Source organism: Pseudohongiella nitratireducens (assembly GCF_001642735.1).
Classification (GTDB): Bacteria; Pseudomonadota; Gammaproteobacteria; order Pseudomonadales; family Pseudohongiellaceae; genus Pseudohongiella; species Pseudohongiella nitratireducens.
In genome coordinates this window covers 34,621-52,187 of record NZ_LWHM01000026.1, presented here as the reverse complement: position 1 = coordinate 52,187, position 17,567 = coordinate 34,621, and the positions used below count along the sequence as shown (strand labels likewise).

Annotated in this window: 16 protein-coding genes; 1 reads left to right on the top strand and 15 read right to left on the bottom strand. The window is 53.6% G+C overall.

What is annotated here, in order from left to right; genetic code table 11:
- Window positions 1–29 precede the first annotated feature (29 nt).
- The 15 genes from rnhB to rpsB form a co-directional block, all read right to left on the bottom strand.
- Window positions 30–668 (bottom strand): ribonuclease HII, encoded by a 639-nt coding sequence (rnhB, locus tag PSCS_RS09180; protein ID WP_082866361.1) that lies wholly within the window; start codon window positions 666–668, stop codon window positions 30–32.
- Window positions 665–1,843, bottom strand: a complete 1,179-nt coding sequence (gene lpxB, locus PSCS_RS09175) for a lipid-A-disaccharide synthase (protein WP_068811814.1) — start codon at window positions 1,841–1,843, stop codon at window positions 665–667. The genes rnhB and lpxB overlap by 4 nt, the downstream gene beginning before the upstream one ends.
- Window positions 1,844–1,865: 22 nt before the next feature.
- Window positions 1,866–2,660 (bottom strand): acyl-ACP--UDP-N-acetylglucosamine O-acyltransferase, encoded by a 795-nt coding sequence (lpxA, locus tag PSCS_RS09170; RefSeq protein WP_317621800.1) that lies wholly within the window; start codon window positions 2,658–2,660, stop codon window positions 1,866–1,868.
- Window positions 2,633–3,076, bottom strand: a complete 444-nt coding sequence (gene fabZ / locus PSCS_RS09165) for a 3-hydroxyacyl-ACP dehydratase FabZ (RefSeq protein ID WP_068811881.1) — start codon at window positions 3,074–3,076, stop codon at window positions 2,633–2,635. Before fabZ ends, lpxA begins: the two co-directional genes overlap by 28 nt.
- Complete coding sequence (gene lpxD / locus PSCS_RS09160) at window positions 3,076–4,227, bottom strand: UDP-3-O-(3-hydroxymyristoyl)glucosamine N-acyltransferase (RefSeq protein ID WP_317621799.1); 1,152 nt, start codon at window positions 4,225–4,227, stop codon at window positions 3,076–3,078. Before lpxD ends, fabZ begins: the two co-directional genes overlap by 1 nt.
- A 29-nt stretch (window positions 4,228–4,256) precedes the next feature.
- Window positions 4,257–4,766: an OmpH family outer membrane protein gene (locus tag PSCS_RS09155; RefSeq protein WP_068811812.1), complete on the bottom strand. Its 510-nt coding sequence runs from the start codon at window positions 4,764–4,766 to the stop codon at window positions 4,257–4,259.
- Between the two features lie 75 nt (window positions 4,767–4,841).
- Window positions 4,842–7,541: an outer membrane protein assembly factor BamA gene (gene bamA / locus PSCS_RS09150; RefSeq protein ID WP_068811811.1), complete on the bottom strand. Its 2,700-nt coding sequence runs from the start codon at window positions 7,539–7,541 to the stop codon at window positions 4,842–4,844.
- Between the two features lie 46 nt (window positions 7,542–7,587).
- Complete coding sequence (rseP, locus tag PSCS_RS09145; protein WP_068811810.1) at window positions 7,588–9,009, bottom strand: RIP metalloprotease RseP; 1,422 nt, start codon at window positions 9,007–9,009, stop codon at window positions 7,588–7,590.
- 30 nt (window positions 9,010–9,039) lie between these two features.
- Complete coding sequence (ispC, locus tag PSCS_RS09140; protein WP_068811809.1) at window positions 9,040–10,257, bottom strand: 1-deoxy-D-xylulose-5-phosphate reductoisomerase; 1,218 nt, start codon at window positions 10,255–10,257, stop codon at window positions 9,040–9,042.
- The gene (locus PSCS_RS09135; RefSeq protein WP_068811808.1) at window positions 10,257–11,177 is read right to left on the bottom strand and encodes a phosphatidate cytidylyltransferase; all 921 of its coding nucleotides are present in this window, start codon (window positions 11,175–11,177) and stop codon (window positions 10,257–10,259) included. The genes ispC and PSCS_RS09135 overlap by 1 nt, the downstream gene beginning before the upstream one ends.
- Window positions 11,178–11,251: 74 nt before the next feature.
- Window positions 11,252–12,016 (bottom strand): polyprenyl diphosphate synthase, encoded by a 765-nt coding sequence (gene uppS / locus PSCS_RS09130; protein ID WP_068811807.1) that lies wholly within the window; start codon window positions 12,014–12,016, stop codon window positions 11,252–11,254.
- A gap of 11 nt (window positions 12,017–12,027) precedes the next feature.
- Window positions 12,028–12,585, bottom strand: coding sequence for a ribosome recycling factor (frr, locus tag PSCS_RS09125; protein WP_068811806.1), 558 nt, complete (start codon window positions 12,583–12,585; stop codon window positions 12,028–12,030).
- A gap of 17 nt (window positions 12,586–12,602) precedes the next feature.
- A complete protein-coding gene (gene pyrH, locus PSCS_RS09120) occupies window positions 12,603–13,340 on the bottom strand; it encodes a UMP kinase (protein ID WP_068811805.1) in 738 nt (245 codons plus the stop codon).
- A 193-nt stretch (window positions 13,341–13,533) separates the two neighbouring features.
- Window positions 13,534–14,403, bottom strand: a complete 870-nt coding sequence (tsf, locus tag PSCS_RS09115) for a translation elongation factor Ts (RefSeq protein ID WP_068811804.1) — start codon at window positions 14,401–14,403, stop codon at window positions 13,534–13,536.
- A 198-nt stretch (window positions 14,404–14,601) separates the two neighbouring features.
- On the bottom strand, window positions 14,602–15,399 hold the full coding sequence (rpsB, locus tag PSCS_RS09110; RefSeq protein WP_068811803.1) for a 30S ribosomal protein S2: 798 nt from the start codon (window positions 15,397–15,399) through the stop codon (window positions 14,602–14,604).
- 327 nt (window positions 15,400–15,726) lie between these two features.
- On the opposite strand from rpsB, the gene PSCS_RS09105 reads away from it, so the two are divergent.
- Window positions 15,727–16,809 carry a polysaccharide deacetylase family protein gene (locus PSCS_RS09105; protein WP_082866363.1) on the top strand — a complete coding sequence of 361 codons (1,083 nt, stop codon included), beginning with the start codon at window positions 15,727–15,729 and terminating at the stop codon, window positions 16,807–16,809.
- Window positions 16,810–17,567: the final 758 nt, after the last annotated feature.

The window sequence follows — 17,567 nt, the reverse complement described above, 5'->3', positions numbered from 1 at the left end:
TTATTTTGGTATTGTTTCTGGTCTGGTCGTTATTTCTGGTTCTGGAAACGTTCGATTGCCCGGGCGACCGGTGCATAACTGCTGCGATGTGCCGGGCAAGGCCCGTGCTCTATCAGGGCCGCCAGATGCACTGTAGTCGGGTACCCTTTATGGCGGGCAAAGCCGTAAGCGGGATATTGTGCATCCAGTGCCAGCATCTCCCGGTCCCGTGCCACCTTGGCCAGTACCGAGGCAGCAGCGATACAGCCCAGACGGCTGTCACCCTTAACCAGTGCCGCTGACGGGTATGACCACTCCGGGCAACGATTACCATCAACATACACAAATTCGGGGACTGTCTCCAGCGCTTCGGCAGCTGATTTCATGGCATGCATGGTTGCCTGAAAAATGTTCATCGCATCGATATCAGCGGCACTGACTGCATGGATGGCATAAGCCACAGACTGCTGTTGAATCGCATCAAACAACTGTTCCCTGCGCCGTTCGGTCAATTTCTTGGAGTCAGTCAGGCCAGGCAAATCATAGTGTTTCGGCAGGATCACAGCCGCGGCATAAACGGCACCTGCCAGCGGACCACGTCCGGCCTCATCGACACCAGCGGTGCGTTCCGGCCGATGCTGAACGGCATGCCCCTGCTCAAACTCAAATACGCTCTGTGTCAGGCTCATAGCAGCTCAGCAATAGCCTGGGCAGCACTGGTGTCCGCGTCACGGCGCAGGGTTTTATGAATATCACGAAATCGTGCCTGCAACTCCTGTTGCCGTGCCGGGGATGCCAGCGCTTTACTCATTTCCTGTGCAATGCGCGCCTCACTGGCTTCATCCTGCAACAGTTCTGGTACCAGCTCTTCCCCAGCGAGCAGGTTAGGCAATGAAATATAAGGGACTTTCACCAGACGTCTGGCCAACTGCCAGGTTCCCCATGACATTTTATAGGCCACAATCATCGGTCGCTGGAGCAGCAAAGCTTCCAGAGTCGCAGTACCAGAGGCCATGACAATCAGCTCTGAGGCCTGCATCGCCGCATGTGACTGGCCATCCAGTACGGTAAAGCAGTGCCTCAGGTCCAGCCCTGCCAACAGCGCTTCAATCTGCAACTTGCGTGCTTCATTGGCAGCCGGAATGACAAACCGCAGCGAAGCATCATCCTGCAGACAGCGTTGAGCCGCTGCCAGGAAGACTGGCATCAGGCGCTTGACCTCATCGCCGCGACTGCCTGGCATCAGGCAAATGTAGCGCAGCAATGGCGTTTGCTCCGCAGCATTACCCGGCGCAGCCAGTGATAACGCGGATTGTGCAGCCAGTCGCTGTGTCAGCACATCAACATCCGGGTCATGATCATCGGCCAAAGGGTGACCAACGCAAACGGAACGAATGTTGTGTTTGTCGTATATTTCCTGCTCAAAAGGGAACAGCGTCAGCATCAGATCAACAGCCTTGGCGACCTTGAAGATACGCTTCTGCCCCCAGGCCCAGACACTGGGGCTGACATAATGAGTCGTCAGAATACCGACATCATGCAGATTCTGCTCCAGGCGCAGGTTAAAGCCAGGCGAGTCAATCCCCACAAACACGGCGGCTGACTCTCGCTGAAACAGCGATACCAGATCTTTTTTGAGTTTTAACAATTCGGGAAGACGCCCCAGGGGCTCAACAAAGCCCATCACGGACAGACGCTCCATGGGCGTAATAGACTCGAAGCCTTCGGCCAGCATTCTCGGACCACCCACGCCAGCAAAGCGAGCCTCGGGATAGTGCTTGCGCAGTGCGCGAATCAAGCCGGCGCCAAGAATGTCTCCTGACGCCTCACCAGCCACCATGCCTATCAGCATGATGCTCTCCATACAGACACTCTCCAGCAGGACATTAGCGATGAATGCCTTTGGTCGCAGCCAGAATGGATTGCAGGAAAGGGTCTATTTCCGGGTGCTTGGCAACCATCGCTTTTAGTTCGACAATGGCTTCCTGTAATTGCAGACCTTTTTTGTAAACGATCTTGAAAGCCTGGCGAATCGCACGAATCTGTTCTGCACTGTAACCCCGGCGCTCCAGCCCCACCATATTGACACTGCGCACAGATGCCGGGCTGCCGCTGACAATCACACAGGCAGGGACGTCATGGGCGATATGTGTCATACCGCCAACCATGGCATGCTCGCCAATTTTTCTAAACTGGTTCACCCCGGCAAAACCACCCAGAATGGCCCAATCGCCGATCTCTGCATGGCCGGAGATGCCAGCATTGTTGGCAAACACGGTGTTATTACCGACGATACAATCGTGGGCCACATGGACATAAGCCATAAACAGATTGTTATCACCAATGCGTGTCCAGTTACCGCCACTGCCCGTACCACGGTGCAGGGTCACACCTTCACGGATGATGTTGTTGTCACCGATTTTCAGCCAGGTGTCTTCGCCTTCGAATTTTTTGTCAGCAGGGTCTTCACCAACAGAAGCAAACTGATAGACCTGGTTACCTTCTCCCATGATCGTATTGGCCTTGATGACCACATGAGACTGAATAACCGACCCTTTACCTATTTCAACGTTCGGCCCGATGATACTCCAGGGGCCCACTTCCACATCATCAGCCAGCTTTGCAGATGGATCAATAATTGCTCGCGAATCTATCACTGCTCTCGCTTCCTCTCTGCGCACATAATGTCCGCCTCACACACTGTCACACCACCGACGGAGGCCCGGCATGCAAACTTGTAAATACCACGTTTATTTGTGATAACCGTCGCTTCAAGCTGAAGCTGATCACCCGGCACAACCGGACGCTTCAGACGAACCTTGTCCGAACCAACAAAATAATACAGATAGCCATCTTTGGGCTTTTTTTCCTGGCTTTTGAAGCCCAGTACGCCAGCGGCCTGGGCCAGCGCTTCAATAATCATCACCCCGGGCATGATAGGATAATCCGGAAAATGACCATTAAAAAACGGTTCATTAACCGACACATTTTTATAGGCAACAATCGACTTGCCCAACTCCATGCTGACAACCCGATCCACCATCAAAAATGGATAGCGCTGTGGCAAATACTCTTTGATTTCTTCCACATTCATCATCATAACTCGTTTCCCGACTCAGGCGGCCGCTCTTGCGGCAACCGCTTCTCCAGATTCCGTACCGTTCTGGACAAACCCGACAGTTTGTTCAGGGTCAGCACATTTTTTTTCCACTGCCGGCTTTCCTGTAGCAATGTGCCCGAGGAATACACGCCGGGCTCGGTAATAGACTGTGTCACCATCGACATGGCGCTGACCGACACCTTGTCGCATATCGACAGATGGCCGGTAATACCAACTGCCCCCCCTATCACACAGTAACGTCCAACTCTTGTACTGCCAGCCAGCGCTGTACAGCCACAAATCACAGTATGATCGCCTACCACACAGTTATGGCCGATCTGTACCTGATTATCAATTTTCACTCCAGTACCTATGGTCGTGTCGTCCAATGCACCACGATCAATGGTGGAGCCAGCGCCAACCTCTACATCATCACCGAGAATAACGCGCCCAAGTTGGGCAATTTTTACGGATTTTGTGCCATCGAAGGCAAAACCAAACCCATCTGCACCCAGCACGACACCAGCATGCAGTAAAACACGATCACCCGTGTGCACTTCATGGTAAAGCGTAACGTTTGGCTGGAAACGACATTCCCTGCCAATCCGGCAGTCTCTGCCGATGACAACGCCGGCACCAATAATGGAGTTCTCAGCAATACTGACCCCTGCCTCAATGACTGCATTCGGACCAATGCGAACACCGGCAGCCAGTGTGACATCATCAGCAATACAGGCAGAGGGATGAACAAGGGTCTTGTTCTCACCCATCCCTGTATTTGTAGCAGAATCATGACCTGCTTCGCTGTTGGTATCACCCTCTCGCCCAGCCATGCGCTCCTGCAGCGCCGCAAAAAGCTGCGATGCCAGCGCATAGGTAACATAAGGATTTTCCGAAAGCAGGCAGGGTCTATTTTCTGATTGCCCCAGACTGGCAGGCACAATAAAGGCCGCTCCGGCTGAGGAAGACAACTGGCTGACATAACGCGGATTGCTGACGAAGCTCAGCTGCCCTTCTCCGGCACTGGCCAGGGTGGCCAGCCCGTAGATTCGCGTCTCTGACGCTGCCTCAGCGGCCGGGTTTAACGACACTCTCAGGCGTGTTGCAAGCTCTGCCAGCGTATAGTAAGCGGACTCCGTCACCGTCACTGAGGCAATTTCCGATCGAACCGGGCCGCTTACGGCGCCAGTTCGTTGATCTTGGCCGTTACCAGCGCAGTGATGTTGTAGCTGTTATTGAAGTAAGCCACCGCCTCAGCATTGAGTACCAGATCGTACTCGCCTTCTTCGACCACGGCTTCAATGGCCTGGCCCAGTAACTGGCGATTAGCTTCAACAAACTGCTGCTGACGCTGGTTCCAGGCGTTTTGCAGACGCTCGGCAATTAACTGCATCTGAACCTGTTTCTCTTCGGCATCAGCGTTAAGTTCACGCAGCTCCTGCTCGCTCAGGATAGATTCGTCACGCTGGGCGCGCTCGATGATTTCACGCAATTCTGTGTTCAGACGCTCTAAACGCTGCTCGTCGCTCTGAAACTCGCTTCGAGTATTTTGTTCCAGTGACTGTGCGGCGTCAGAATTAAACAGCGCCTGCTCCAGGTTAATCACGCCCACAACGGGGTTGTCCTGGGCCACTGCCTGAGTGCTGACAAATAATGTGGCTGCAAGCAGTAATACTAACTTCTTCATGTTTTCACCCTAATTGTTATCTGTGTTTAGCGTTGAATTTGTCTGGCTGGATTGCGGCGGATTATACCACCGCTATCAGAATCCTGCTCCAATAGTGAAGTCGAATGACTTGGTATCGTCCTCTTCACCGCGGGTAAATGGCTTGGCCAGATAGAAAGTCAATGGACCGAAGGGCGACAGATAGGTCACCCCCACACCGACCGAGTAACGGAGTTCATCAATACTGAAATCGCTGCAGTTTCTTTCTAACGACTGCTGGGTAGTACAGTCAGTGGAGAACACGTTACCGACATCGAAGAACACACTGGAACGGACCCGGCTGCGATCGGTGACAAACGGTAACGGGAACAGCAGTTCCATCGAACCGGCGGTCACGAAGTTGCCCCCGAAATTATCCCGGTCACGGTCAAACTGATAAGTGGTTGTTGCCAGCTGCAATACCGGATTACCGTTTTCATCCAGCAAGGGGTCACCATTGGCATCGGGGACAGGCACTGTCAAATAGGCCCCACTGTCCCGAACAAAGCTATTGGCATGACCTGACTCACCCACCAGCACATTACCGTTTTCGTCTGTGGCCAGCTCTGTAAAGCCCGTTTCCAAAACCACAGGGGGAGTACTCTGCGGACCAAGGCTGTTTTCCTCGAAGCCGCGGACCACGCCGTTGAAGGTCAGGCCACCGGCAAAGAAGTTCTGGAAAAATGGCAGCTCATCGGTATCGCCATAACCATCGCCATAACCCAGGTTACCACGCAGGTGGAACACCCAGTCATCGCCAAATAACGGTTTGTAGTAATCAGCGTTATAGGTCAGGCGGTAGTACTCCAGATCTGAACCCGGTACCGAGAACTCAAATTGCGCCTGCTGGAAGGTACCCCGGGTCGCCAACTGGCCGCGGTTAAGTGTGTTACGAATCCAGTTCGTGGAGAAGGTAAAGTTATCAAACTCGCGACCGTATTTATCGATAAAACCCGGGGCACCGGTCTGGTACTTGTACTCTTCGGGCAAATCACTCAACGGCGCAGTCACCGCATCAGAAAGCGGACCATTCCAGGGGTTGGTATTGGCTTCACTGATAATGTAACGGTCCACTCCATCGAACAAAGTCGGTGATCGTCGAATTTCCTGGGCTGAAGAGCCATAGGCTGACAATTCCGTATGTCCAAAACCAAAGTTGAAACCGATCTGCTCAATTTCACTGATCGGGTAGGCAAAGTTGACTGCCGCACCGTAAGACGTGGTCGAGAAGCTGGATACGTTCAGGAAACCGTCCTGCTTCTGGGCATAAACACTGAAACCACGGCTGACGCCATCGGGCGTGTAATACGGGTCCACGTAGGAGAAGTTGGCACTGCTGGAGTAATAACTGCGGTTCAAACCGACAGAAACGGTTTTACCGGTACCCAGGAAGTTTTCCGCCTGCAGGTCTGTGGCAATAAACCAGTTACCACCACCGCCGGAACCGACGCTGAAAGAAACACTGCCGAAGCTCTGCTCTTGCACATCAAAGTTCACATCAATCTGGTCCGTGGTGCCAGGCACTTCAACCGTATCCACTTCCACTGTCGAGAAATAGCCCAGGCGCTCCAGGCGCACTTTCGACAACTCGATCTGCTGGCTAGAGGCCGGAGCGCTTTCCAGCTGCCGCATTTCCCGGCGCAGGACATCGTCAGCGGTGCTCAAGTTACCAGCGTAGTTAATACGGTTCACATATGTGCGCGCACCCGGATCCACATAGAAAATCACTTCAACGGTCTGATCTTCGTCATTAATCTCCGGCACGCCTTCTACCGTGGCAAAAGCATAGCCGAGATTACCCAGAATCTGGGTCATGTATTCTTCACTGGCGGTAATCAGAGCCTGGGAGAACGATTGTCCCGGCCCGACCAGCGTATAGGCACGCAGCAACGATTCAGCGTTGACCAGGTCACCGACCAGATCAACATTGCTGATCTGATACTGCTGCCCTTCACTGACGTTGATGGTGATATAAATGTCTTCATTGTCCGGGGTAATCGCCACCGGGGTGGAATCGATATTGAAACGGGCGTAACCGTTATCCAGATAATAGGAGGTCAGGTTTTCCAGATCCCCTTCCAGCTGTTCGCGCGAATAACGATCACGACGGCTCAGCGGTAACCACCAGGGCTTGGTACCCAGCTCCATCAGATCTTTAAGTTCATCCGACTGATAGGTCTGGTTGCCGACAATATTGACACCCTGAATGCGGCTTTCCTCGCCTTCATTCACGGTCATGTCAATGGCAACACGGTTTCGCGGCTGTTCAGTGACCTCAATGTCTACTGTGGTACCGTAACGGCCACGGGAAGAGTAAACCTCCTGAATGCCCTGACTGATGGCCTCCAGCGTGGAGCGGGTAAAGATACCGCCTTCGTAGATTTCCGCTTCACGCATGTTGTTGAGAATATCTTCGGTCTCAAGCACATCGTTACCGGAAATATTGATTTCACTGACCGAAGGCCGCTCCAGTACCGTAATCAACAGCACATCACCCTCGCGGGCAACCTCGATTTCCTCAAAATACTGGGATTCGGTCACGGAACGGATGATCTGACCAGCCATACCTGGCTGCATCTGATCCCCCACGGAAATAGGCAGCAACCCGAACATGACCCCGGGGCTGATACGTTGTAATCCGTCTATTCGGATATCATCGATGATGAAGCTATCGCTGTTCTGGGCTTGTGCCGCCAGCGAGATGCTGAGGGACAACAGAGAGCTCCCCAGCAAGGTAGTGACTCGTTTATTAATCATGAAACTCGCTTAAATCCGGACTCTTTCTATATTCGCTTAATTCTGATTACATCAAGCGACTGACGTCGTTATACAACGCCAACACCATAATGCTGCCTACGATCAGCAATCCCAGTTGCAGACCCATTGCCTGAACTCGCTCTGGCACAGGACGGCGTATGATAGCCTCTATGATGTAATACAACAAATGGCCACCATCAAGTACCGGGATTGGCAACAGGTTCAGCACACCAAGACTGATACTGAGTATGGCAAGAAAGCCCAGATACACCTCAAGGCCATAGCTGGCAGTTTCACCAGCGACCTGCGCAATGGTAATCGGACCGTTGATATTCTTGACTGAAATCAGGCCGATCACCATTTTCTTGATGGAATCGAGCACGAACACCGACTTGTCCCAGGTTTCCACCATGGCCGGCCCGATGGCTGACAATGGATTAAACGAGACTTCCCGGCGACGCTCCGCTGGCAATGAGTTATACAGATCATAGATCTGCACACCCGCACCAATGCGTCCCATCTGTGTACCGTCGGCGGCTTCCGTTGCCTGCGGCACAATTTCCAGCGCCACCAACTCCGACTCGCGTTGGACAACAACATCCAGTGGCAGTTCCGGTGACTGCTGAATCATGCTGACCCAATGTGACCAGCTTCTGATATCAGTGCCATTGGCTGACACCACTGTATCGCCGCTTTGCAGCCCGCCAGCCTCAGCCCGACCACCCGGCACGATGGTATCGATAACCGGAGGAATCTCGTACTGAACAATGCCCAGTGACCCCAGCGGATTGGGCTCCGTGGTATTGCCCATCCAGTTCTGGATAGCAACAGCAAACGTCTCTGTGGACTGGTTATCGGTGGCAGAAACAGCGCCCTGGCGCGATTGCGCCGGAATAGCAGTGATCATCAGATTGCCGCTTTCGCCCAGACGGTCGAGCAGCTTCAGGTTGACCTGCTGCCACAGTGACACCGGCTTGCCATCGACGGCGGTAATTTCATCACCTTCACGCAGTCCTGCTTCCCAGGCGGGTGAATCCGGCTCAACGTGCGAGATAACCGGGGAAATGCCACGCGTCCCGTAAGCCACATTAATGACCCAGAAAACAAAAATTGCCAGCAGGAAGTTGGCAATGGGCCCGGCGGCAACAATCGCGAACCGCTGCCACAGCGGTTTGTAATTGAAGGCCATATGTTTCTCGTCTTCCGACACCTGGGAGCCGGCTTCGGCATTGGTGTCATCCTGCCCCAGCATTTTGACATAGCCACCCAGGGGGATCGGTGCGATCACATATTCAGTGCCATCTTTTCCGACCCAGGTTTTGACCGCTTTACCAAAACCAATGGAAAAGCGCAGTACTTTGACACCGCATTTGCGAGCCACCCAGAAATGCCCGAACTCATGGATCGTGACCAGAATTCCCAGGGTCACAATCAAAGCCAGGACGTTTACGACCAAGGTTTGCAGCATATAATTCCTGTTCCCGTGTAATACAAGGGGTTACGCGTGTTTGCTGACAAGACCGGTCGCAACCGCTCTTGCTTCCTTATCCACCTGCTGAATCATAGCCAGTGACAGTGGCTCTGTACAAGTGATTCGGGCCAGCGTTTCAGAGACTACCGTGGCGATGTCGGTAAATCGTAATCGCCCGTCAAGAAAAGCGGCCACGGCCACTTCATTGGCGGCATTCAGTGTGGCTGGCATATAGCCTCCCTGGCGTGCGGCCTCAATACCCAGTGCCAGACAGGGGAAACGCTCCAGATCCGGCTGATAAAACTGCAGGTCAGGGCTGGTCGCCAGATCCAGAAAACTGGCGCCGGAGTCCACCCGTTGTGGCCAGGCCAGCGCGTGTGCAATAGGTACTCGCATATCCGGGCTACCCATCTGGGCCAGCACCGAACCATCATGATATTCGACCATGGAATGTACGATACTTTGCGGGTGAATCACCACATCCACCTGGGACGGCTGCAAATCAAACAGATAGCAAGCCTCGATATATTCCAGCCCCTTGTTCATCATGGTGGCCGAATCCACGGAAATCTTGCGTCCCATGGACCAGTTGGGGTGATTACAGGCCTGCGCCGGTGTCACTGAGGCCAGAGTTTGCGGGTCTGCATGCAAAAACGGTCCGCCAGAGGCAGTCAGGACAACCCGACGCACGCCCTGGGAGCGCAAATCGCACCCCGGTTCCGTCTGACCATTGGGCGGTAAACATTGAAAAATGGCGTTATGTTCACTATCGATCGGCAGGACCGTGGCGCCACTTTCGCGGGCTGCCCGCATAAACAGCTCACCGGTCATGACCAGTGCTTCCTTGTTGGCCAGCAGCACTTTTTTGCCAGCCCTGGCAGCCGCGAGTGCTGGCAGCGTTCCGGCCGCACCCACAATGGCCGCCATCACCGTATCAACCGATTCAGCGGCAGCGACAGCCGCCAGCGCATCCTCGCCCTGCTCCACCCGGGTCTGACAGCCGGCATCTGCCAGCGCCACCTGCAATCGCTCTGCAGCGGCCGCATCGGCCATCACTGCAACCTGCGGTGAAAATGCCAGGCACTGCTCAAGCATCAAACCATCGTTACTACCGGCCGTCAGGGCATATATTTTCAAGGAAGGATGCCTGGCCACCACGTCCAGTGTGTTAACACCGATGGAACCGGTTGAACCCAGCACAGTCAATGACTGAACCGGCAATGGTACGCCGTTTTCAGCCGCCATCAGATAACCTCCAGCACACGACTGAGCAAGGCAATGCCGAGCACAAATACCGGCGTTGCCGCCAACAGGCTATCAATGCGATCCAGCACACCACCGTGCCCGGGTAATGTTCGGCCACTGTCCTTGATGCCCCGGTGACGCTTGAGCATGCTTTCGAACAGGTCACCCACCACCGAGTAAACCGCCAACAACAGGGAAATCATCATCAACAGCGCCCAAACACTGGCGGAGAGTTCGCGGTACTGCAAATGTATCCAGGCCAGTACACCCCAGGTAAACAGCGTACAACTCACCAACCCACCCCAGAGCCCGGCCCAGGTCTTCTTGGGACTGAGCGCCGGCGCCAGTGGTCGACGGCCTTCTTTCTTGCCCCAGATGGAGCCAGCGAAAAACGCGCCAATATCAACGACGCTCACCATCGCCACCAGAATCAGTACCAGCCAGCCTTCTTCATTGAGCATTTTCAGGTACACCAGTCCGACCCAGCTTGGGATCAGGCAGGCGATACCCATCAAACCGATTTTCCAGCGTGCCTGCCAGCGACGACTGCCACCGGGGTAGCTGCGAATAGTCCAGAACACCCATAACCAATACAGCACAGCCAGGGCAGAAATAGCGACAATACCATTCACGGAAAGCGGCTCGTAATCGGCGGTGGCACCGCCAATCTGCACATCATCCAGCCCCATCACCGGCAGGCGCAGTGCGGTCAGGGTAAACAGCAGGCAACTGCCGAATAATGCAAACCAGGTGGCATGGTGCTGCCAGTGTCGCAACCCCATTAACTTACCCCACTCGTACAGGGCGGGTAACAGAATCAGGGTCAGGAAACCGGCAAACCAGGGCAAGGCCAGCCAGGCTGTACCGGCATAGAGGACGGCAAGCATGATCACTGCCGTAATAACACGTTGTTTGAGCAAAACCTGCTCCCTTATACGTTTTTTGCTAACGCTGCTGCTAACGCCACTTCTAACGTTACTGCTAACGTTACTAATTACGTTATTTTTTCTTGTTCATCACTGCCGGACTCGCGGCCAAATCGGCGCTTCCGGCGGCTGAAATCATCAATAGCCTGCTGAAGTTCAGTCTCATCAAACTGCGGCCAGTAACAATCAGTAAAGTACAGTTCTGTATAAGCAAATTGCCAGAGCAAAAAGTTACTGATGCGTCGCTCCCCACCAGTGCGAATACACAAATCCGGTTCCGGCACATCACCCATGCTGACAAAATTCTGCAACAGCTCCGGCGTAATGTCTTCAACATTAATATGCCCGGATTGCACTTGCCGGGACACAGCCTGGCAGGCCTGGGCAATATCCCAGCGACCGCCATAATCTGCTGCCACTGTAACCACCAGGCCAGTATTGTGTCGCGTCAGCTCTTCCACTTCACGCATGTTTTTCTGTAATCGTGGCGAGAAATCATCACGTTTACCAATAAACTGCAGGCGAATGTTACGCTCATGCATCTGCTTAATCTCATGGCGCTTGAGCACACTCAGAAACAGCGCCATCAGACCTTTCACTTCTTTGTCCGGTCGAAACCAGTTTTCACTGCTGAAAGCAAATAATGTCAGGTACGCTATACCGCGATCTGCACAGCCGTGCACCACGTCGCGCGCAATTTCTGCACCGGCCCGGTGTCCGGCTCCACCTGATAATCCGCGTCCACGAGCCCAGCGATTATTACCATCCATGATAATCGCGATATGTCGGGGTTGTTTGTGCGTGACTTCGCTTTGACTGTCCGTGTTTGTCATCCGCTCGCTTCTTATATTGACATCAGATCTTTTTCTTTCTCTTCGTAGACTGCGTCCACATCGGCGATATGCTTGTCAGTCTGCTTCTGGATACGTTCCTCGGCGCGACGCTGATCGTCTTCGCTGATTTCTTTTTCCTTGAGCAGGTCTTTAACCTGGTTATTGGCATCACGGCGGATATTACGAATCGCCACCCGGGCATTCTCTGCTTCTGCCTTGGCCTGCTTGGTGTACCCACGACGGGTTTCTTCCGTCAGAGCAGGCATGGGAATACGGATCGATTCGCCATTATTCGAAGGGTTGAGACCCAGGTCAGATTTCATAATCGCTTTTTCAACATCACCGATAAGTTGTCGCTCCCATGGTACTACGACCAGGACGCGACTTTCTTCCACTGTGATATTGGCTAATTGGTTTAACGGCGTATCCGCACCGTAATACGGGACCTGGATGCCATCCAGCAAACTGGGATGTGCGCGACCAGTACGGATCTTGTTAAAAGCCGTCTCAAGTGACTGAATGGACTTCTCCATTCGCTGACCGGCGTCCTTGATAATGTCTTCAATCATCGTTGTCTTATCCCCTGTTATTGATCCGTGCTGTTCAAACCGATCAGGGTACCATCTGTTGACCCCATCACGCTGTTCAGCAAGGCACCGGGTTTCTGCATGTTGAACACGCAAACCGGAATATCATGATCCCGCACCAGACAAATCGCCGTCAGGTCCATAACCCCCAGCTTCTTGTCCAGCACTTCATCGTAAGTCAAATAGTCGTATTTGATGGCGTCCGGCACCCGCATCGGGTCTGCCGAGAAAACACCATCCACTTTGGTCGCCTTGAGAACCAGCCCGGCATCAATCTCAATGCCACGCAGGCAGGCTGCAGAATCGGTTGTGAAGAACGGATTGCCCGTTCCGGCAGCGAATATCACCACATCACCTCCACGCAGGTGACGGATAGCTGCCCGTCTGTCGTAATGTTCGACCACACCGCTCATCGGAATGGCTGACATCACGCGCGTTGAAATTCCGGCACGCTCCAGTGCGTCGCGCATCGCCAGGGCATTCATCACAGTGGCCAGCATACCCATGTGATCGCCAGTGACCCGTTCCATGCCCGCTGAATGCAGCGCAGCACCCCGGAACAGATTGCCACCGCCAATGACCATGCCGATCTCAATACCTAGTCCGACCAGCTGCCCCACCTCTACTGCCATACGGTCAAGCACTTTGGGGTCGATGCCGAATTCCGCATCGCCCATCAGGGCCTCACCGCTGAGCTTTAATAGTATACGTTTATACTTCTTCTCAGCTTTTGCCATGATCGTCAGCCTTGTCGATACTGTTTACTGGAGGTCAGGCCTGCTCGATAAAACCCAGGCCTGTATTGCAGTCAAACCTGCCGGGCGATCCCGCCCGGCAGACTTCTATTACCCTTGATTATGCGTTAAACGTATAACCAAGACAGCTTAGCTATTTTTAACGACGATTAAGGCATCGTCGATAACTTTAAGCTTACTTTTTAGCGGCTGCTGCCTGAGCGGCAACCTCTTCAGCAAAGTCGACTTCTTCTTTCTCGATACCTTCGCCCACTTCATAACGGACAAAGCTTACCACTTCTGCACCGGCGTTTTTCAGCAGTGCGCCAACTTTTGTGTCAGGGTCTTTTACAAAAGGCTGCTCAACCAGCGTGATTTCCGCAACGTACTTACGGATACGGCCTTCAATCATTTTCTCAATGATTTCGGCTGGCTTGCCACTTTCCTGGGCCTGAGCCGTGAAAATTTCACGCTCTTTGTCCAGTGCGTCCTTAGGCACATCTTCGCCACGGATAACCATCGGGTTAACCGCTGCAATGTGCATAGCCACATCACGCGCCAGATCAGCGTTGCCGCCTTTCAGCGCGACCAGTACCGCAATGCGGTTGTTGCTGTGAACATAACCGTCAACGACGTCGCCTTCCAGAATTTCAGCACGACGCAGGTTAATGTTTTCACCAATTTTCTGAACCAGTGCTTCACGCTCTGTTTCCAGACCCGCTTCCAGCAGCTTGGCAATGTCGCTCTCTTTTTGCGAGAAAACGCTATCCATTGTCTTGTTGGCAAAAGCCATGAAGTTGTCATCGCGAGCAACGAAGTCAGTCTCACTGTTCACTTCCAGAACGGCGGCGTAGCTGCCATCTTCTGCAACTTTAGTCAGTACCACACCTTCAGCGGCAGTACGACCGGCTTTTTTGGCAGCTTTCAGACCTGATGCTTTACGCAGATCTTCAATTGCTGTCTCCATGTCACCGCCAGCTTCAACCAGCGCCTTTTTACAGTCCATCATGCCCAGACCGGTGCGCTCACGCAGTTCCTTGACCATGCCTGCTGTAATGTTTGCCATAACCTTATTGCCTCGTTTAATCAGATAATCAATTCAAATTGCAGCCAGTAATTCGTATCCCGTCGCCGTTATTGATGCCCTTTCCGCCCAAAGGGGGAAAGCCACTCAAAAAAAAGGGGCAAAGCCCCTTTTTCTTTTATAACGGCAAGTGGTGGGAATCCACTGTGCCGACTCAGCAGAGTCGGCACCATAAGCGTCTTAGGCCTCAGCCTTTTTAGGCGCTTCTTCTTTGGATGCTTCTTCTGCAGCAGGTGCTGCAGCCACTTCTTCGCTATCATCAATTTCGACAAACTCGCTGTCACCAACCTTGTTGCCAGTCGTACGGCCTGACAGGCAAGCATCAGCAACCGTCGATGCGTACAGCTGAATGGCTCGCAGGGCGTCATCGTTACCTGGAATAGCGTAATCAACGCCAACCGGGTCAGAGTTTGTATCAACCACACCGATCACAGGGATCTTGAGGCTGTTGGCTTCTGTTACCGCAATACGCTCGTGATCAACGTCAATCACGAACAGTGCGTCTGGCAGACCGCCCATATCCTTGATACCGCCAATACTGCGCTCCAGCTTTTCTTTGGCGCGGCGCATCATCAGGGCTTCTTTCTTGGTCAGGCGATCCATCGTACCGTCCGCTTCCTGGGCTTCCAGGTCACGCAGACGCTTGATGGAACCGCGGATCGTTTTGTAGTTAGTCAGCATGCCGCCCAGCCAGCGGTGATCAACGTAAGGCATGCCAGCGCGAGCGGCCTGCTCTTTGATGATTTTGCCAGCTGAACGCTTGGTGCCGACGAACAGAATCTTTTTGTTACGGGCAGCCAGGCTTTCAACGGCAGCCAGGGCTTCGTTGAACGCAGGGATTGTCTGCTCGAGGTTGATGATGTGAATCTTGTTGCGAGCGCCGAAGATGTACTGCTTCATTTTCGGATTCCAGTAACGTGTCTGGTGACCGAAGTGAACGCCTGCCTTCAGCATGTCCTTCATGGATACTGATGTCATAAGTAAATACCTATTTCTATCGGGTTAAGCCTCCACGCACCCCATCAGCCAACCCGTTGTTCATTGTGCACTGTCGTGGCAATGAAGCCTGCGGGCACCCAGGCTAATGTGTCGGAACGTGTGTGACATTATGGTTTGATTTACTGCGCACTCCTCGACCAGCGCCAAGGGTACTTTTGCAGCGGGCGGATTTATACCATAAAACGCCTTGGGGATAAAGGATTTACTGTCAATTAAATTGTCTTTCAGGCCTGATTGGGACTGGCTTTCCGCCCCCTGACTGACACAGAATAGTATGATGCAAGCACAACAGGAATAGCAGACGTTATGACACCAAGAAAAACCCGACTCGTACCGATAAAGTTCCCGGCACTGATCATCGCCATTTTAGCCACAATGACTTTCCTGCCCCTGCCCGCCCTGGCGCAGCATGCCGTCATCACCGTCTACCACCATGTTTCAGAAGACACTCCGCCTTCCACCAGCATTTCACCTGCCGATTTCCGTGCTCACCTGGAATACCTGCAAGACAATGATTTTGCGGTCTGGCGACTGGATCATCTGCTCGACGCCCTGAAAAACCAGGCCGGGATGCCAGACAAAGTGGCGGTACTGACGTTTGACGATGCCTACGAATCCATTTACACCACTGCCATGCCCATGCTGGCCGAATTTGATTACCCGATGACACTGTTTGTCAGCACCCAGCCAGTCGACGACCAGCAAAGCGGCTATCTGACCTGGAACCAGATTCGCGAAATGTCTGATGCCGGTCACATGATCGCCAACCACACTATCAATCACCCGCACCTGATTGACGCCGAGCCCGGCGAAAGCGAAGCTGACAGAATGGCGCGCGTCCGTGATGAAATTCTGACCGCCGAAGCGCGCATCAAAGAAGAAACCGGCCAGAACCACAAGATCCTGGCCTACCCTTACGGCGAATTTGACCAACCCATCCTCGACTTGCTGGACGAACTTGATTTTATCGGCGTCGCCCAGAACTCGGGTGCCGTTGGCTACCACTCCGATTTCAAAGCCCTTCCCCGTTTTCCGCTGGCCAGCATCTATGCCAGCCTCGACACCGCCAGCACCAAACTCAACTCACTGGCTTTTGAGATCAAAGAGCAAACACCCCGCTCACCAATTACAGACAGCCGCCGCCCCGCTGTCACTTTACAACTGGCAGGTGATTTCACAGTGGACCAGCTTGGCTGCTATGCCAGTGGCGAGCCGCTGAATTTTGAGTGGATTGATCGGGAGGCGGTGCATTTTCGGATTGAGCCTAACGAAGGTACGACCTTTAATTCTCGGCGATTTGGGTACATCTGTACCGCGCGGCGGGGGGATGGGCGGTATTTCTGGTTTAATAAGTTCTGGGTGCGGTCTACGCCTGAGAATGCGGATTGAGGCTGTGATCAGTGCGAGTCGGTCAGGGCACCATAGCTCAGGTGGCAGACGACCACAGCATATCGCTGGTCGCTCGGCGGGCGGAAACTCAGCCTGGCGGCTTCGGACAGTCCGCCCGCTTTCTCGAGCGGCGGTCAGGACATCATTTTACGTATCTCAGCCGACCACTGCCTAGCGCCCCTCACCCGGCAGCCGAAAACTCGGGTGGAGCGGTCAGCGCATCATAGCTCAGATGGCAGACGACCACAGCATATCGCTGGTCGCTCGGCGGACGGAAACTCAGCCTGGCGGCTTCGGACAGTCCGCCCGCTTTCTCGAGCGACCAGCGATATGCTGGACGTGGTCTTATTGTCTGCCATCTGAGCTATGATGCACTGACCTTGTGCCGTTGATTCCTGCCAGAGCATGGAAAACCTCTCCTGAAACAGCGCGGCGTCATTTGTGGCGTAATACACTCAGTAATATTGAAAATCTATGAGTGAGCACAAGACCGGCGGGTATACGTGTGATTCAGGAGAGATGTCGGCGGACAGGACGTCCGCCGCCAAGCGCTCCAGGGATGGATTTACGCGCGCTCCCGAGTGAACACCCGTATACCCGCTGGGCGCTTAAGCCTTAATTATCGGCGTAGCACTGGCTTGAGGCGTTCCTGGCAGATAAGGTTAGAAGAGCCAGACCTTCTGCGGGCATGGAAAACCTCTCCTGAAACAGCGCGGCGTCATTTGTGGCGTAATACACTCAGCAATATTGAAAATCTG

Bases quoted from the DNA above. Each gene is read 5' to 3' on its own strand.
- rnhB (WP_082866361.1), bottom strand. From the start codon at position 668: ATGAGCCTGACACAGAGCGTATTTGAGTTTGAGCAGGGGCATGCCGTT.
- ispC (WP_068811809.1), bottom strand. From the start codon at position 10,257: ATGGCGGCTGAAAACGGCGTACCATTGCCGGTTCAGTCATTGACTGTG.
- uppS (WP_068811807.1), bottom strand. From the start codon at position 12,016: ATGACAAACACGGACAGTCAAAGCGAAGTCACGCACAAACAACCCCGA.
- lpxB (WP_068811814.1), bottom strand. From the start codon at position 1,843: ATGGAGAGCATCATGCTGATAGGCATGGTGGCTGGTGAGGCGTCAGGA.
- rpsB (WP_068811803.1), bottom strand. From the start codon at position 15,399: ATGACATCAGTATCCATGAAGGACATGCTGAAGGCAGGCGTTCACTTC.
- pyrH (WP_068811805.1), bottom strand. From the start codon at position 13,340: ATGGCAAAAGCTGAGAAGAAGTATAAACGTATACTATTAAAGCTCAGC.
- PSCS_RS09105 (WP_082866363.1), top strand. From the start codon at position 15,727: ATGACACCAAGAAAAACCCGACTCGTACCGATAAAGTTCCCGGCACTG.
- PSCS_RS09155 (WP_068811812.1), bottom strand. From the start codon at position 4,766: ATGAAGAAGTTAGTATTACTGCTTGCAGCCACATTATTTGTCAGCACT.
- tsf (WP_068811804.1), bottom strand. From the start codon at position 14,403: ATGGCAAACATTACAGCAGGCATGGTCAAGGAACTGCGTGAGCGCACC.
- frr (WP_068811806.1), bottom strand. From the start codon at position 12,585: ATGATTGAAGACATTATCAAGGACGCCGGTCAGCGAATGGAGAAGTCC.
- rseP (WP_068811810.1), bottom strand. From the start codon at position 9,009: ATGCTGCAAACCTTGGTCGTAAACGTCCTGGCTTTGATTGTGACCCTG.
- fabZ (WP_068811881.1), bottom strand. From the start codon at position 3,076: ATGATGAATGTGGAAGAAATCAAAGAGTATTTGCCACAGCGCTATCCA.
- bamA (WP_068811811.1), bottom strand. From the start codon at position 7,541: ATGATTAATAAACGAGTCACTACCTTGCTGGGGAGCTCTCTGTTGTCC.